Origin of the sequence: Xenophilus sp. (assembly GCF_044462705.1) — a bacterium.
In the GTDB taxonomy this organism is placed as follows: Bacteria; Pseudomonadota; Gammaproteobacteria; order Burkholderiales; family Burkholderiaceae_C; genus Xenophilus; species Xenophilus azovorans.
Map to the genome: position 1 here is coordinate 1 of NZ_JBIQNC010000006.1, position 13,803 is coordinate 13,803.

16 protein-coding genes are annotated in these 13,803 nt (G+C 70.5%); 14 read left to right on the forward strand and 2 right to left on the reverse strand.

Annotation, left to right across the window (positions count from 1 at the left end; all coding sequences use genetic code 11):
• The first annotated feature begins 229 nt into the window (after window positions 1–229).
• Genes ccoP through ACIY1X_RS02315 form a run of 4 tightly spaced genes read left to right on the forward strand, consistent with a single transcriptional unit; the run spans window position 230 to window position 3,172 of the window.
• On the forward strand, window positions 230–1,147 hold the full coding sequence (gene ccoP, locus ACIY1X_RS02300; protein WP_399677694.1) for a cytochrome-c oxidase, cbb3-type subunit III: 918 nt from the start codon (window positions 230–232) through the stop codon (window positions 1,145–1,147).
• A gap of 11 nt (window positions 1,148–1,158) precedes the next feature.
• Window positions 1,159–2,616 (forward strand): cytochrome c oxidase accessory protein CcoG, encoded by a 1,458-nt coding sequence (gene ccoG, locus ACIY1X_RS02305; protein ID WP_399677696.1) that lies wholly within the window; start codon window positions 1,159–1,161, stop codon window positions 2,614–2,616.
• 28 nt (window positions 2,617–2,644) lie between these two features.
• Window positions 2,645–2,917 carry a FixH family protein gene (locus ACIY1X_RS02310; RefSeq protein ID WP_038204544.1) on the forward strand — a complete coding sequence of 91 codons (273 nt, stop codon included), beginning with the start codon at window positions 2,645–2,647 and terminating at the stop codon, window positions 2,915–2,917.
• 12 nt (window positions 2,918–2,929) lie between these two features.
• Window positions 2,930–3,172: a hypothetical protein gene (locus ACIY1X_RS02315; RefSeq protein WP_399677698.1), complete on the forward strand. Its 243-nt coding sequence runs from the start codon at window positions 2,930–2,932 to the stop codon at window positions 3,170–3,172.
• Window positions 3,173–3,195: 23 nt separating this feature from the next.
• Here ACIY1X_RS02315 and ACIY1X_RS02320 read toward each other — a convergent pair whose 3' ends face one another.
• Together ACIY1X_RS02320 and ACIY1X_RS02325 are read right to left on the reverse strand one after the other, a co-directional pair.
• Window positions 3,196–3,954 (reverse strand): GntR family transcriptional regulator, encoded by a 759-nt coding sequence (locus ACIY1X_RS02320; RefSeq protein WP_399677700.1) that lies wholly within the window; start codon window positions 3,952–3,954, stop codon window positions 3,196–3,198.
• Between the two features lie 6 nt (window positions 3,955–3,960).
• A complete protein-coding gene (locus ACIY1X_RS02325) occupies window positions 3,961–5,652 on the reverse strand; it encodes a sigma 54-interacting transcriptional regulator (RefSeq protein ID WP_399677702.1) in 1,692 nt (563 codons plus the stop codon).
• A gap of 282 nt (window positions 5,653–5,934) precedes the next feature.
• Between ACIY1X_RS02325 and ACIY1X_RS02330 the strand changes: the two genes are divergently transcribed.
• From ACIY1X_RS02330 to ACIY1X_RS02375, 10 genes are read left to right on the forward strand one after another with little or no spacing between them, the layout of a single operon-like run.
• Complete coding sequence (locus ACIY1X_RS02330; protein WP_399677703.1) at window positions 5,935–6,132, forward strand: phenol hydroxylase subunit; 198 nt, start codon at window positions 5,935–5,937, stop codon at window positions 6,130–6,132.
• A 29-nt stretch (window positions 6,133–6,161) separates the two neighbouring features.
• Window positions 6,162–7,154 (forward strand): phenol hydroxylase, encoded by a 993-nt coding sequence (locus tag ACIY1X_RS02335; protein WP_399677705.1) that lies wholly within the window; start codon window positions 6,162–6,164, stop codon window positions 7,152–7,154.
• A 22-nt stretch (window positions 7,155–7,176) separates the two neighbouring features.
• Entirely contained in the window at window positions 7,177–7,446 is a 270-nt protein-coding gene (locus ACIY1X_RS02340; protein WP_038204808.1) for an MmoB/DmpM family protein, read from the forward strand.
• Window positions 7,447–7,472: 26 nt separating this feature from the next.
• Window positions 7,473–9,044 (forward strand): aromatic/alkene/methane monooxygenase hydroxylase/oxygenase subunit alpha, encoded by a 1,572-nt coding sequence (locus ACIY1X_RS02345; protein ID WP_399677706.1) that lies wholly within the window; start codon window positions 7,473–7,475, stop codon window positions 9,042–9,044.
• A complete protein-coding gene (locus ACIY1X_RS02350; protein ID WP_399677708.1) occupies window positions 9,041–9,397 on the forward strand; it encodes a phenol hydroxylase subunit P4 in 357 nt (118 codons plus the stop codon). The genes ACIY1X_RS02345 and ACIY1X_RS02350 overlap by 4 nt, the downstream gene beginning before the upstream one ends.
• Window positions 9,398–9,409: 12 nt before the next feature.
• Window positions 9,410–10,474, forward strand: coding sequence for an NADH:ubiquinone reductase (Na(+)-transporting) subunit F (locus tag ACIY1X_RS02355; protein ID WP_399677709.1), 1,065 nt, complete (start codon window positions 9,410–9,412; stop codon window positions 10,472–10,474).
• Window positions 10,471–10,854 carry a 2Fe-2S iron-sulfur cluster-binding protein gene (locus ACIY1X_RS02360; RefSeq protein WP_399677790.1) on the forward strand — a complete coding sequence of 128 codons (384 nt, stop codon included), beginning with the start codon at window positions 10,471–10,473 and terminating at the stop codon, window positions 10,852–10,854. The genes ACIY1X_RS02355 and ACIY1X_RS02360 overlap by 4 nt, the downstream gene beginning before the upstream one ends.
• Before the next feature lies 1 nt (window position 10,855).
• The gene (locus ACIY1X_RS02365; protein ID WP_399677710.1) at window positions 10,856–11,800 is read left to right on the forward strand and encodes a catechol 2,3-dioxygenase; all 945 of its coding nucleotides are present in this window, start codon (window positions 10,856–10,858) and stop codon (window positions 11,798–11,800) included.
• A complete protein-coding gene (locus ACIY1X_RS02370; RefSeq protein WP_399677712.1) occupies window positions 11,800–12,255 on the forward strand; it encodes a heme-binding protein in 456 nt (151 codons plus the stop codon). The genes ACIY1X_RS02365 and ACIY1X_RS02370 overlap by 1 nt, the downstream gene beginning before the upstream one ends.
• Window positions 12,252–13,706, forward strand: a complete 1,455-nt coding sequence (locus ACIY1X_RS02375; RefSeq protein ID WP_399677713.1) for a 2-hydroxymuconic semialdehyde dehydrogenase — start codon at window positions 12,252–12,254, stop codon at window positions 13,704–13,706. The genes ACIY1X_RS02370 and ACIY1X_RS02375 overlap by 4 nt, the downstream gene beginning before the upstream one ends.
• The last annotated feature ends 97 nt before the right edge of the window (window positions 13,707–13,803 follow it).

The following is a 13,803-nucleotide window of genomic DNA, read 5'->3' on the forward strand; positions in this document are numbered from 1 at the left end:
CCTACGCGGGCCGCAACCGCGAACGCTTCGAGGAGGCCGCGCGCCTGCCCTTCGAGCAAGACTGACATGTGGATCACCCCCAGGCTTCGCGGACTTCGTTCCGCTTCGCCAACCCCCTCGAGGGGGCACATCCTGCGGCCCGGCAGAGCCGGTTCCGCGGATGTCGCTGGCATGGCCTGCTCCGCGGCCTTCGGATGACGCAGGCCGAACGCACTCAAAAGAGAACACGATGAGCGATTTCGTCAGCAACTTCTGGTCGAACTACGTGGCCGGCGCCTCGGTGCTCGGCATCCTTGGCTGTCTGCTGCTGCTGTGGCTCACGGCGCGCAAGCGCACGCCGTCCGCCGGCACCGACAACACCACCGGCCACGTGTGGGACGGCGACCTGCGCGAGGCCAACAACCCGATGCCGATGTGGTGGATGGGCCTGTTCGTCATCACCATCGTGTTCTCGCTGGCCTACCTGTTCTTCTACCCGGGGCTGGGCAAGGCCGAAGGCCAGCTCGGCTGGACCTCGACCGGCCAGTACGAGGCCGAGGTGAAGAAGGCCGAGGCCGAACTGGCGCCCGTGTACCAGCGCTTCGCGTCGATGCCGGTCGAGCAGATGGCCGCCGACCCGGCCGCGCAGGCCATCGGCGAGCGCCTGTTCATGAACAACTGCGCCCAGTGCCACGGCTCCGACGCGCGCGGCAGCAGGGGCTTTCCCAACCTGACGGACAACGACTGGCTGTACGGCGGCGAGCCGGCCGCGATCGTCGAGACCATCACCAAGGGCCGGCAGGGCTTGATGCCGCCGATGGCCGCCGCGGTGGGCACTGCCGACGACGTGAAGAACGTGGCGAACTACGTGCTGAGCCTGTCGAACAGCCCGCACGACTCGGTGCGCGCCGGCCTGGGCAAGGGCAAGTTCGCGGCCTGCGCGGCCTGCCACGGCCCCACCGGCGGCGGCAACCCGGCGCTGGGCGCGCCGCGGCTGTCCGACAACATCTGGCTGCACGGCTACGGCGAGGCGGCCATCATCTCGGCCATCACCAACGGCCGGCACGGCGAGATGCCGGCACAGGAAGGCCGGCTGACCGAGGCCCAGATCCAGGTGCTGGCGTCCTACGTCTGGGGCCTGTCGAACCGCCCGGTCGCAGCGCGCTGAGGGCGGGCGTCATGGACGAGTCCGGCCAGCAGCAGGGCGCGCCGGCGCCGCGCGCCGCGCGCAGGGTGATCCCCATCGCCGCCGCGCCGCAGGAGGCGGACGGCGCGCTCTACGCCGCCTCGAAGAAGGTCTATCCGCGCAGCATCCAGGGCCTGTTCTCGCGCTGGCGCTGGATCATGGTCTTCGCCACGCAGCTGGTCTTCTACGGCCTGCCGTGGCTGCAGTGGGGCGACCGGCAGTCGGTGCTGTTCGACCTGGCGGCGCGGCGCTTCTACCTGTTCGGCCTGGTGCTGTACCCGCAGGACCTGATCTACCTGGCGGGCCTGCTGGTCATCTGCGCGCTGTCGCTGTTCCTGTTCACCGCGGTGGCGGGGCGCCTGTGGTGCGGCTTCAGCTGCCCGCAGACGGTCTACACCGAGATCTTCATGTGGGTGGAGCAGAAGATCGAGGGCAACCGCAGCGCCCGCATCCGGCTGGACGGCGAGCCGCTGTCGATGGAGAAGCTGGTCAAGAAGTGGTTCAAGCACCTGGTCTGGATCGGCATCTCGCTGTGGACCGGCTTCACCTTCGTCGGCTACTTCACGCCCATCCGCGACCTCGGCATGGCCTTCCTGCAGACGCAGATGGGCTCGTGGGAGGTGTTCTGGGTCTTCTTCTACGGCTTCGCCACCTACGGCAACGCCGGCTTCATGCGCGAGCAGGTGTGCAAGTACATGTGCCCCTACGCGCGCTTCCAGAGCGCGATGTTCGATCGCGACACGCTGATCGTCAGCTACGACCCGCAGCGCGGCGAGCCGCGCGGCCCGCGCCGCAAGGACGCCGACGCGAAGGCCGCCGGCCTGGGCGACTGCATCGACTGCAGCCTGTGCGTGCAGGTGTGCCCCGTGGGCATCGACATCCGCGACGGCCTGCAGTACGAGTGCATCGGCTGCGGCCTGTGCGTGGACGCCTGCAACTCGGTGATGGACAAGGTGGGCTATCCGCGCGGCCTGATCCGCTACGACACGCAGAACGGCATGGCCGCGCGCTGGACGCCGCGCCAACTGCTGCGCCGCGTGCTGCGGCCGCGCGTGCTGATCTACACCGGCGTGCTGGCCGTGATGGTGGCGGGCCTGCTGGGCAGCCTGGTGGTGCGCACGCCGCTGAAGGTGGACGTGGTGCGCGACCGCGCCTCGCTGGCGCGGCCGGTGGAGGGCGGCCGGCTGGAGAACGTCTACCGGCTGCAGATCATGAACGCCACCGAGCGGCCGCAGCGCTACCGCATCGACGCGCGCGGGCTGGACGGGCTGGCCGTGGCGAGCGAGACGCAGGTGGAGATCGGCCCCGCGGACTCGCGCTGGGTGGCGGTGCGCCTGCAGATCATGGACGGCAGCGCTGCGCCCGGCTCGCATGCCATCCACTTCGACGTACGGCAGGAGGGCGGCGGCGCACAGGTCTCCGAGAAGGCCGTGTTCCTGGTGCCGCGCTGAATTCCGCTTTCAAGAAAGGCTTGCTGCAATGACCGACCAGAAGACCGACGAAGGCGCCTCGCCCTGGTGGCGCCACCCGATCATGTGGATGGTGGTGGGCGGTCCCGCCGCCGTGGTGGTGGCGGGCTGCGTGACGGCGTGGATCGCCGTGCACGGCGCCGATCCGGTGGTGGACGCCGACTACTACCGCCACGGCGTCGAGATCAACCGCACGCTGGGCGCCAAGGCCATGCTGCCGGCGCAGACCGGCCGCAACCACGCCATGACGCCGGCGCGCGACCTGCCGCCGGCGAAGCCCTGAGGAGGCCCCGCGATGCAGGCGCGCCGCGTGATGGCTGTGGGCTGGTCGTCCTTCCTGGCGGCCTGCGTGCTCGAGTTCCTGGTGTTCGCCTGTGTCGACCCCGGCGAGTTGCAGTGGTTCGGCCGGGCGCTGCCGCCGAGCCGCCAGCTCGTGTACGCGCTGTCCTTCTTCGTCTTCTGGGCCGTGACGGCCCTGTCGGGCGCCCTGGCGCTGCTGCTGACGCGCTCGTCGGCCGAGATCAACCAGGCGCCCTGAGCGCGTCTTCGGTTCACACCTTCTCAGGCCTGCCGCAGCGCCGCCGGCGCGCTGCCGGGCAGCACCACCGTGCCTTCGCGCAGCGCCCGCAGCAGCACGTGCGGCGTGGCCCAGATGTGGGCCTCCAGCGCCAGCGCGGCGCGCGCCTCCAGGCCGGCGATGGCCAGCTCGTAGATCTCCCGGTGCTCGGCGTGCACGTCGCGCTCGCTGCCGGGCAGGCCCATCGCGTAGCTGCGGTAGCGCTCGCTGTGGCGCGACAGCAGGCGCAGCACGTGCAGCGTCCACGGCGAGGCATGGCCCGACAGCAGCGCCTCGTGGAAGCGCAGGTTGAGCACCTCCCACTGGCGCCGCCGGCCGGGCGCGATCGGCCGCTCCTCGGCCGACAACGCCTCGTAGGCCGCCGTCAGGGCGTTGCGCCAGGCCGCGTCGCCGTGCCGTATCGACAGCCGCAGCGCCTCGGTCTCGATGTGCACGCGCAGCCGCGTGATGTCCTCCAGCTCTTCGATGGCGATGGGCGCCACGCGAAAGCCGCGCTGGCCCTCGGCGCTGACCAGCGCGTCGCTGACCAGCCGCGTCAGCGCCTCGCGCAGCGTGCCGGCGCCCACCTGGTGCGCCACGCGCAGGTGCTCGATGCGCAGCTTGCTGCCGGGCGCCAGCCGTCCTTCGATGATGGCGTCGCGCAGCGTGGCGTAGGTCTGCTCGATCAGCGTGCGGGAGCCGTTGGTGTCCGGCGCGTCGTTGGCGGGCAGGGCCCGCAGGGGCAGGAATGAACGTTTGGCCATGTTGTGTCAGGAGGCGTTGCGCGCGCGCTCCTGCAGGCGCGAGAGGCGGTAGCTCAGCTGCGGGCGCGTGATGCCGAGCGCGCGCGCCGCCGCGGCCAGGTTGCCGCCGGCGCGCTGCACGGCCTCGCGGATCAGGGCGTCCTCCATCGCGTCCAGCGTGAGGCCGCTGCGCTGCAGCGCCTCGTAGAGCCCGGCGGGGGGCGCGCACACGGCCGGGCTTTCCAGCTGGCCGGCGGCGTTCAGCGTCAGGGCGTCGGCCGAGGGCGCCTGGGGGAACAGCATCGGCGCGTCCACCAGCTCGCCGTGCACGGCCAGGATCACGCCGCGCTCGATCAGGTTCTCCAGCTCGCGCACGTTGCCCGGCCAGTCGTGGTGGCGCATCGCGGTCATCGCCAGGTCGGTGAAGCCGGCCACGCGCTTGCCGTGCGCGGCGGCGTACTGGTGCAGCAGGTGCATGGCCAGCGGCTCGATGTCGTCCACGCGCTCGCGCAGCGGCGGGATGCGGATCGGGTAGACGTTCAGGCGGTAGAGCAGGTCGCGGCGGAAGCGGCCTTCCTCCACCGCCTTCTCCAGGTCGACGTTGGTGGCGGCCACCACGCGCACGTCCACCTTGCGCGGCTGGCTGCCGCCCAGGCGCTCCACCTCGCCCTGCTGCAGCACGCGCAGCAGCTTGGCCTGGGCGGGCAGGGGCAGCTCGCCCAGCTCGTCCAGCAGCAGCGTGCCGCCGTGCGCGCGCTCGAAGCGGCCCACGCGCGCCGCGGTGGCGCCGGTGTAGGCGCCTTTCTCGGCGCCGAAGAGTTCGCTCTCGATCAGCTCGGCGGGCAGCGCGGCGCAGTTCACCGCCACGAAGGGCTTGTCGGCGCGCGGGCCCATGGCGTGCAGGGCGCGGGCGAAGCGCTCCTTGCCCACGCCGGTCTCGCCGGTCAGCAGCACCGTCACCTGCGTCGGCGCGGCCTTGCGCAGCAGCGCCACCGTCTCCTGGAACGCGCGTGAGCGGCCCAGCAGCGGGCCCTGTTCGTCGGCCGGCTCGAGCTGCGTGCGCAGCGCCTCCACCTGCGACTGCAGCTCGTCCAGGCGCACCAGCATCGAGTCGGGGTCGTAGTCGCGCGCGAGCTGCTCGCCGTCGGGCCACTCGTGCACGAAACGGCCTTCGATCAGGCAGTGCTCGGCGCCGCAGGCGGTGCACTGCACTTCCTTGAACAGCGCCGGGCGGCGGAAGAAGCCGCTGGTGTAGCCCGAGGCGTAGCCCAGCAGCATCCAGCACACGGGGGCGTCCTGCGGGCCGAAGTCGCGCTGGTGCACCTCGGCCTCCCAGCTGTGGTCCCACTGGAAGACGCCGTGGAAGTGGCCGGCCGCCTCGTCGAGGTCGAACACGCGCGGCGTTACGCGCACCATGCCTTCGAGCATGTGCAGCTGCGGGCCGACCGAGAAGGCGTCGAACAGCGGGGCGTCGGGGCGCACCTGCCGTGCCAGCAGCGCGTCGCGCTCGCCCGACGCGTAGCCCGCGCGCATCAGCAGGCGGCGCGTGTGGGCCGGGCCGATGCTGGCCATCAGCTCGCGGCGCAGCGCCTGGATGGCCGCCGCGTGGACCAGCAGCATGCGCTGGCCCGACAGCCAGATGCGACCGTCGACGGTGGAGAAGTGCACCAGCCGGCGCAGGTCGTCGTCGGAGGGCAGGGGCGGGATCGGCGGCGGCATGTCGGAAAGTATCGATAAATTGACCCGAACCGTCCACCCGGGGCAATCCCTCGACAGCTCCGGATTGATCTTTTCATGCAGCCGCCCGGCGGGGCTTCATCAAATCATCATGCTGCTGCGCAGCAATCACGCCGCGCCGGCGGGTGCGATCCGCCGAAACGCCGCCGATGCCGGCCGGGACAGGCCGATTCCTAGGGGCAAACCCTCAATTTATCGACATTTTCGGGTGACTGGCACGCACCGTGCAAAACAGGCTGCGCACGCCGACCTCACGAGAACGCCATGTCCATCCCTGCCACCGACCCCCCCGCCTGCGACCTGAGCCAGCGCTTCGTGCGCGTGCTGAGCCGGCGCGACAACGGCTTCGTCGAGTTCGCGTTCTCGCTCGGCTGGCCCGAGCTGTCGGTGGACCTGCTGCTGCCCGAGCCGGACTTCGAGGCCTTCTGCCGCACGCACCGGGTGCAGCAGCTCGACGACTGAATCCCTTCACCCCGAGGAGACAACGCCCCATGAACATCGACCTGCAGGCGCGCGAGATCCAGCCGCTGCGCCAGACCTTCGCCCGCGTGGCGGCCTACACGGGCGACAAGCCCGCGTCGCGCTACCTCGAGGCCACGCTGGGCGCGCAGCCCGCGGCGAACTTCCACTACCGGCCGACCTGGGAGCCGGAGTTCGAGCTGTTCGACACCGGCCGCACGGCGGTGCGCATGGCCGACTGGTACGCGCTGCGCGATCCGCGCCAGTACTACTACGCCACCTGGACCATGGCCCGCGCGCGCCAGCAGGACGCGATGGAGTCCAACTACCAGTTCGTCGAGTCGCGCGGCCTGGTGGGCAAGATGTCCGACGCGCTGCGCGCCAGGGCCTGCGCCGTGCTGATGCCGCTGCGCCACGTGGCCTGGGGCGGCAACATGAACAACTGCAACGTGTGCGCGCGCGGCTACGGCACCGCCTTCACCGCGCCGGCCATGTTCCACGCGATGGACCACCTGGGCGTGGCCCAGTACCTGACGCGCCTGGGCCTGGTGATGGACGAGCCCGGCGTGCTGGAGGCCGGCCGCAACGACTGGCTGCAGGCGCCGCGCTGGCAGGTGCTGCGCCGCTATGTCGAGGACACGCTGGTGCTGCAGGACCCCTTCGAGCTGTTCGTGGCGCAGAACCTGGCGCTCGACGGCCTGCTGTACCCGCTCGTCTACGGCCAGTTCGTCGACGAGCACCTGGCGCTGCAGGGCGGCACCGCGGTGGCGATGCTCACCGCCTTCATGCCCGAGTGGCACGACGAGAGCGCGCGCTGGATCGACGCGGTGGTCAAGGTGGCGGCGGCCGAGTCGCCGGAGAACCTGGCGCTGATCTCCGGCTGGTATGCCGCCTACGCCCAGGCCGCACAGGCCGCGCTGGCGCCGGTGGCCGACCTGGCGCTGGGCGAGCAGGGCGCCGGCGCGCTGCAGGCCGTGCGCGAGGCGCTCGACGCCCGCGCCCGCAAGGCCGGCCTGGCCGTCTGAGGAGCACGCCATGAGCAGCAGCATCTCCAACGTCTTCATCGCCTTCCAGGACAACGAGGAAGCGCGCCCCGTGGTCGAGGCCATCCTGGCCGACAACCCCGATGCCAGCGCGGCGCACACGCCGGGCCTGGTCAAGATCGACGCCCCCGGCCGGCTCACCATCCGCCGCGCCACGATCGAGGAGCAGACCGGCCGCGCCTACGACCTGCAGCAGATCCACGTCAACCTCGTCACCCTCTCGGGCCACATCGACGAGGACGACGACCAGCTCACCCTGAGCTGGAGGCACTGAACCCACACATCACAGGAGACACACGCATGGACACCCGCGTCGCCAAGAAGAAGCTGGGCCTGAAGGAGCGCTACGCCGCCATGACGCGCGGCCTGGCCTGGGACACCAGCTACCAGCCGATGGACAAGGTCTTCCCCTACGACCGCTACGAAGGCATCAGGATCCACGACTGGGACAAGTGGGAGGACCCCTTCCGCCTGACCATGGACGCCTACTGGAAGTACCAGGGCGAGAAGGAGAAGAAGCTCTACGCCGTCATCGAGGCTTTCGCGCAGAACAACGGCCAGCTCGGCGTGGCCGACGCGCGCTACGTCAACGCGCTGAAGCTCTTCATCCAGGGGGTGACGCCGCTGGAGTACTACGCGCACCGCGGCTTCGCGCACGTGGGCCGGCACTTCACCGGCGCCGGCGCGCGGGTGGCGGCGCAGATGCAGTCGATCGACGAGCTGCGCCACTTCCAGACCGAGACGCATGCGCTGAGCCACTACAACAAGTACTTCAACGGCATGCACCAGGCGAACCACTGGTTCGACCGCGTGTGGTACCTCTCGGTGCCCAAGTCCTTCTTCGAGGACGCGCTCACCGCCGGGCCCTTCGAGTTCCTCACCGCCGTCAGCTTCAGCTTCGAGTACGTGCTGACCAACCTGCTGTTCGTGCCCTTCATGTCGGGCGCGGCGCACAACGGCGACATGTCCACCGTCACCTTCGGCTTCTCGGCGCAGAGCGACGAGTCGCGCCACATGACGCTGGGCATCGAGTGCATCAAGTTCATGCTGGAGCAGGACCCGGCCAACGTGCCGATCGTGCAGAAGTGGATCGACAAGTGGTTCTGGCGCGGCTACCGCGTGCTGACGCTGGTGGCCATGATGCAGGACTACATGCTGCCCAAGCGCGTGATGAGCTGGAAGGAAGCCTGGGAGATGTACGCCGAGCAGAACGGCGGCGCGCTGTTCAGGGACCTGGCGCGCTACGGCATCCGCGAGCCCGCGGGCTGGAAGGCCGCCTGCGAGGGCAAGGACCACATCAGCCACCAGGCCTGGAACACCTTCTACAACTACGCCGCCGCCGCGCCCTTCCACACCTGGGTGCCGAGCGACGAGGAGCTGGACTGGCTGTCGCAGAAGTACCCCGAGACCTTCGACAGGTACTACCGCCCGCGCCTCCTGCATTACCGCGCGCAGCAGCAGGCCGGCAAGCGGTTCTACAACAAGACGCTGCCGATGCTGTGCACCACCTGCCAGATCCCGATGCTCTTCACCGAGCCGGGCGACGCCAGCCGGATCTGCTACCGCGAGTCCAGCTACCTGGGCGACAAGTACCACTTCTGCAGCGACGGCTGCCAGCACATCTTCGAGCAGGAGCCCGAGAAGTACGTGCAGTCCTGGCTGCCGGTGCACCAGATCTATCAGGGCCACTGCTTCAAGGAGGGCGTCGATCCGACGCAGCCCGGCTTCGACCCGCTGATGGCGGTGCTCGACTGGTACGAGCTGAACGTGGGCCGCGACAACTTCGACTTCGAAGGCTCGGAGGACCAGAAGAACTTCGCCGCCTGGCGCGGCGACGCGCAGCCGGCCGCCGGCGAGGGAGGTGCGGCATGAGCACGGTCGCCCTGCATCCCTACGAATTCCCGGCCAAGGACGTGCGCGAGAACTTCCCCGCGCCGCTGCTGTACATCGGCTGGGAAGAGCACCTGATGTTCTGCGCGCCCTTCTGCCTGCCGCTGCCGCCGGACATGCCCTTCGGCGCGCTGGCCGGGCAGGTGCTGCCCGGCATCTACGGCGAGCACCCGGACTTCGCGCGCATCGACTGGTCGCAGGTGCAGTGGTTCAGGTCCGGCCAGCCCTGGACGCCCGACCCGGCGAAGAGCCTGGCCGAGAACGGCCTGGGCCACAAGGACGCGATCCGCTTCCGCACGCCGGGCCTGGCGGGCATCGAGGGATCGTTCTCCTGAGCGGAGGCCGCGATGAGTTACCAGCTCACCATCGAGCCCCTGGGCGCGACCATCGACGTGGAGGAGGGCCAGACCGTGCTCGACGCCGCACTGCGCCAGGGCATCTACCTGCCGCATGCCTGCTGCCACGGCCTGTGCGGCACCTGCAAGGTGCAGGTGTGCGACGGCGAGGTGGACCACGGCGCGGCCAACCCCTTCGCGCTGATGGACTTCGAGCGCGACGACGGCAAGACGCTGGCCTGCTGCGCCACGCTGCAGTGCGACGCCACCATCGAGGCCGACATCGACGAGGAGCCCGATGCCGCCGTCATCCCGGTGCGCGACTTCGCGGCCACGCTGGTGCGCATCGAGGCGCTCACGCCGACCATCAAGGCGCTGCACCTGGAACTGGACAAGCCGATTCGCTTCCAGGCGGGGCAGTACGTGCAGCTCGAGATCCCGGGGCTGGGGCAGAGCCGCGCCTTCTCCATCGCCAACCCGCCGGATGCGAACGGCGAGGCGGCGCGCATCGAGTTGAACGTGCGCCACGTGCCCGGCGGCGCCGGCACCACCTGGCTGCACGAATCGGCGAAGGAGGGCGACCGCCTGCGCCTGGCCGGACCCTACGGCCGCTTCTTCGTGCGCCGCTCGGCTGCGCTGCCGATGCTGTTCATGGCGGGCGGCTCGGGCCTGTCGAGCCCGCGCTCGATGATCCTGGAGCTGCTGGCCTCCGGCTGCACCGAGCCGATCACGCTGGTCTACGGCCAGCGCACGGGCGAGGAGCTGTACTACGACGCCGAGTTCCGCGCGCTGGCCGAGGCGCACCCGAATTTCCACTACCTGCCCGCGCTGTCCGGCGAGCCCGAGGGCTCGGCGTGGACGGGCGCGCGCGGCTTCGTGCACGAGGCGGCGAAGGCGCACTTCGACGGCGGCTTCGCCGGCCACAAGGCCTACCTGTGCGGCCCGCCGGCCATGATCGAGGCCTGCATCGCCACGCTGATGCAGGGGCGCCTTTTCGAGCGCGACATCTACACCGAGAAGTTCATCTCGGCGGCCGACGCGCAAGGTGCGCGCAGCCCGTTGTTCAAGCGAGTCTGACGGTGCAGTTCAGCCCCCGCCCCACGCTGCAGGTGCACGTCGCGCAGACCGGCGAGTGCTACGCCTGCGCCGGCGACGAGAGCCTGCTCAGGGGCATGCTGCGCCTGGGGCGGCGCGGCATCCCGGTGGGCTGCGTCAACGGCGGCTGCGGCGTGTGCAAGGTGCGCATCGTCGAGGGCAGCGTGCGCGCCCTCGGCCCGGTCAGCCGCGCCCACGTCAGCGCCGACGAGGAGGCGCAGGGCTACACCCTGGCCTGCCGCGTGGCGCCCACCGCCGCGGTGCGGCTGGAGGTCGCCGGGCGGCTCGTCAAACCCTTTTCCGGCGCCAGTGCCATCCCGGCGCGCGCGCATCCACCCACGACCCAACCCAAGGAGACATGACATGGGCGTTCTACGCATAGGCCACGCGAGCCTGAAGGTGATGGACATGGCGGCCGCCGTGCAGCACTACGAGAAGGTGCTGGGCCTGAAGACCACGATGCAGGACAAGGCCGGCAACGTGTACCTCAAGTGCTGGGACGAGTGGGACAAGTACTCGCTCGTCCTCACGCCGTCCGACCAGGCCGGCCTGAACCACATCGCCTACAAGGTCGAGAAGGACGCGGACCTGGACGCGCTGCGCGAGCGCATCGAGGCCTGGGGCGTGAAGACCGAGATGCTGCCCGAGGGCTCGCTGCCGGCCACCGGCCGCATGCTGCAGTTCAGGCTGCCCAGCGGGCACGAGATGCGCCTGTACGCGATGAAGGAATTCGTCGGCACCGAGGTCGGCTCCACCAACCCCGACCCGTGGCCCGACGGCCTGAAGGGCGCCGGCGCTCACTGGCTGGACCACGCGCTGCTGATGTGCGAGCTGAACCCGGAGACCGGCGTCAACACGGTGGCCGACAACACGCGCTTCATGACCGAGGCGCTGGACTTCTTCCTCACCGAGCAGGTGCTGGTCGGCCCGAACGGCGACATGCAGGCCGCCACCTGGATGGCGCGCACCACCACGCCGCACGACATCGCCTTCGTCGGCGGGCCGCGCAGCGGGCTGCACCACATCGCCTACTTCCTCGACTCCTGGCACGACGTGCTCAAGGCGGCCGACGTGATGGCCAAGAACAAGGTGCGCATCGACGTCGCGCCCACGCGCCACGGCATCACGCGCGGCGAGACCATCTACTTCTTCGACCCCAGCGGCAACCGCAACGAGACCTTCGCCGGCCTGGGCTACCTGGCGCAGCGCGACCGGCCCGTGACCACCTGGACGGAGGACATGCTCGGCAGCGGCATCTTCTATCACACGGGCGACCTGGTGCCGTCCTTCACCGAGGTCTACACCTGATGGACGCCGCCGTGCGCCACAGCGTGCCGCAGCGCTGCATCGGCTGGCAGGCCGCGCATGCCGCGGCCGGCGCGGCGGCGGCCGAAGCCGCGCGCCTGAGCGCGGCCGTGAACATCGCGCTGGTCGATCCGGCCGGGCTGCTCGCCGCCTTCGTGCGCATGCCCGGCGCGCCGCTGCATTCGGTGGAGATCGCCATCGACAAGGCCTACACCGCCGCCAGCTTTGGCCTGCCCACCGCGCGGTGGCACGCGGCGCTGGACGGCCATTCGCCCGCGGTGCGCGACGGCCTGCTGCGGCGGGCGCGCTTCGTCGCCTTCGGCGGCGGGCTGCCGGTGCTTGAGGGCGGCGAGCGTATCGGCGGCATCGGCGTCTCGGGCGGCAGCGAGGCGCAGGACGAGGCCATCGCCCGCGCCGGCCTTGCGGTGCTGGGGCTCATTGACAAGGACGCAACATGAAACAGATCCTGAACTTCATCCAGGGCGAGTACGCCGCCACCGACCGGCTGTTCGACAAGCATTCGCCGCTCACCGGCGAGGTGGTCGCGCAGGTGCACGAGGCCGGCCGCGCCGAGGTCGATGCCGCCGTGGCCGCCGCGCGCGCCGCGCTGGCCGGCCCCTGGGGCCGCATGAGCGTGGCCGAGCGCGTGGAGCGCCTGTACGCGGTGGCCGACGGCATCCACCGCCGCTTCGAGGAGTTTCTGGCCGCCGAATGCCAGGACACCGGCAAGCCGCGCAGCCTCGCCAGCCACATCGACATCCCGCGCGGCGCGGCCAACTTCAAGGTCTTCGCCGACGTGGTGAAGAACGTGCCCACCGAGTTCTTCGAGACCGCCACGCCCGACGGCCGCGGCGCCATCAACTACGGCTGGCGCACGCCGGTGGGCGTGGTCGGCGTGGTCTGCCCGTGGAACCTGCCGCTGCTGCTGATGACCTGGAAGGTCGGCCCGGCGCTGGCCTGCGGCAACACGGTGGTGGTCAAGCCCTCGGAAGAGACCCCGCAGACCGCCGCGCTGCTGGGCGAGGTGATGAACGAGGCCGGCATCCCGCCCGGCGTCTACAACGTGGTGCACGGCTTCGGGCCGGACTCGGCAGGCGAGTTCCTGACCACGCACCCCGGCGTGGACGCCATCACCTTCACCGGCGAGACGCGCACCGGCGAGGTCATCATGAAGGCCGCCGCCCAGGGCGCGCGGCCGGTGAGCCTGGAGATGGGCGGCAAGAACGCGGCCATCGTCTTCGACGACTGCGACTTCGACGCCGCCATCGAGGGCACCATGCGCAGCGTGTTCGCCAACTGCGGGCAGGTGTGCCTGGGCACCGAGCGCGTGTACGTGCAGCGCCCGCTGTTCGAGCGCTTCGTGGCCGCGCTGAAGCAGCAGGCCGAGGCGCTGAAGCTCGGCGTGCCCGACGATGCCGCCACCGGCATGGGGCCGCTGATCAGCAAGGAACACCAGGACAAGGTGCTGTCGTACTACCGGCTGGCGGCGGAGGAGGGCGCCACCGTGGTCACCGGCGGCGGCGTGCCCGACATGGGCGCGCAGCTGGCGGGCGGCGCCTGGGTGCAGCCCACGATCTGGACCGGTCTGCCCGAGACGGCGCGCGTCATCAAGGAAGAGATCTTCGGGCCCTGCTGCCACATCGCCCCCTTCGACACCGAGGAGGAAGTGCTCGCCAAGGCCAACGACAACGCCTACGGCCTGGCCTGCGCCATCTGGACGCGCGACCTGGCGCGTGCGCACCGCGTCGCGCAGCGCATGCAGGTGGGGCTGTCCTGGGTCAACTCCTGGTTCCTGCGCGACCTGCGCACGCCCTTCGGCGGTGCCAAGCAGTCGGGCATCGGGCGCGAGGGCGGGGTGCACTCGCTGGAGTTCTACACGGAGCAGAAGAATGTCTGCATCAAGCTCTGAAATGAAACACCCCCCAGGCCGCTTCGCGGCTCCCCCCTCTCTGGCGCCTTCGGCTTGGAGGGGGGCGCACCCAGCGGCCTGGCCAAGCCAGTTCCTC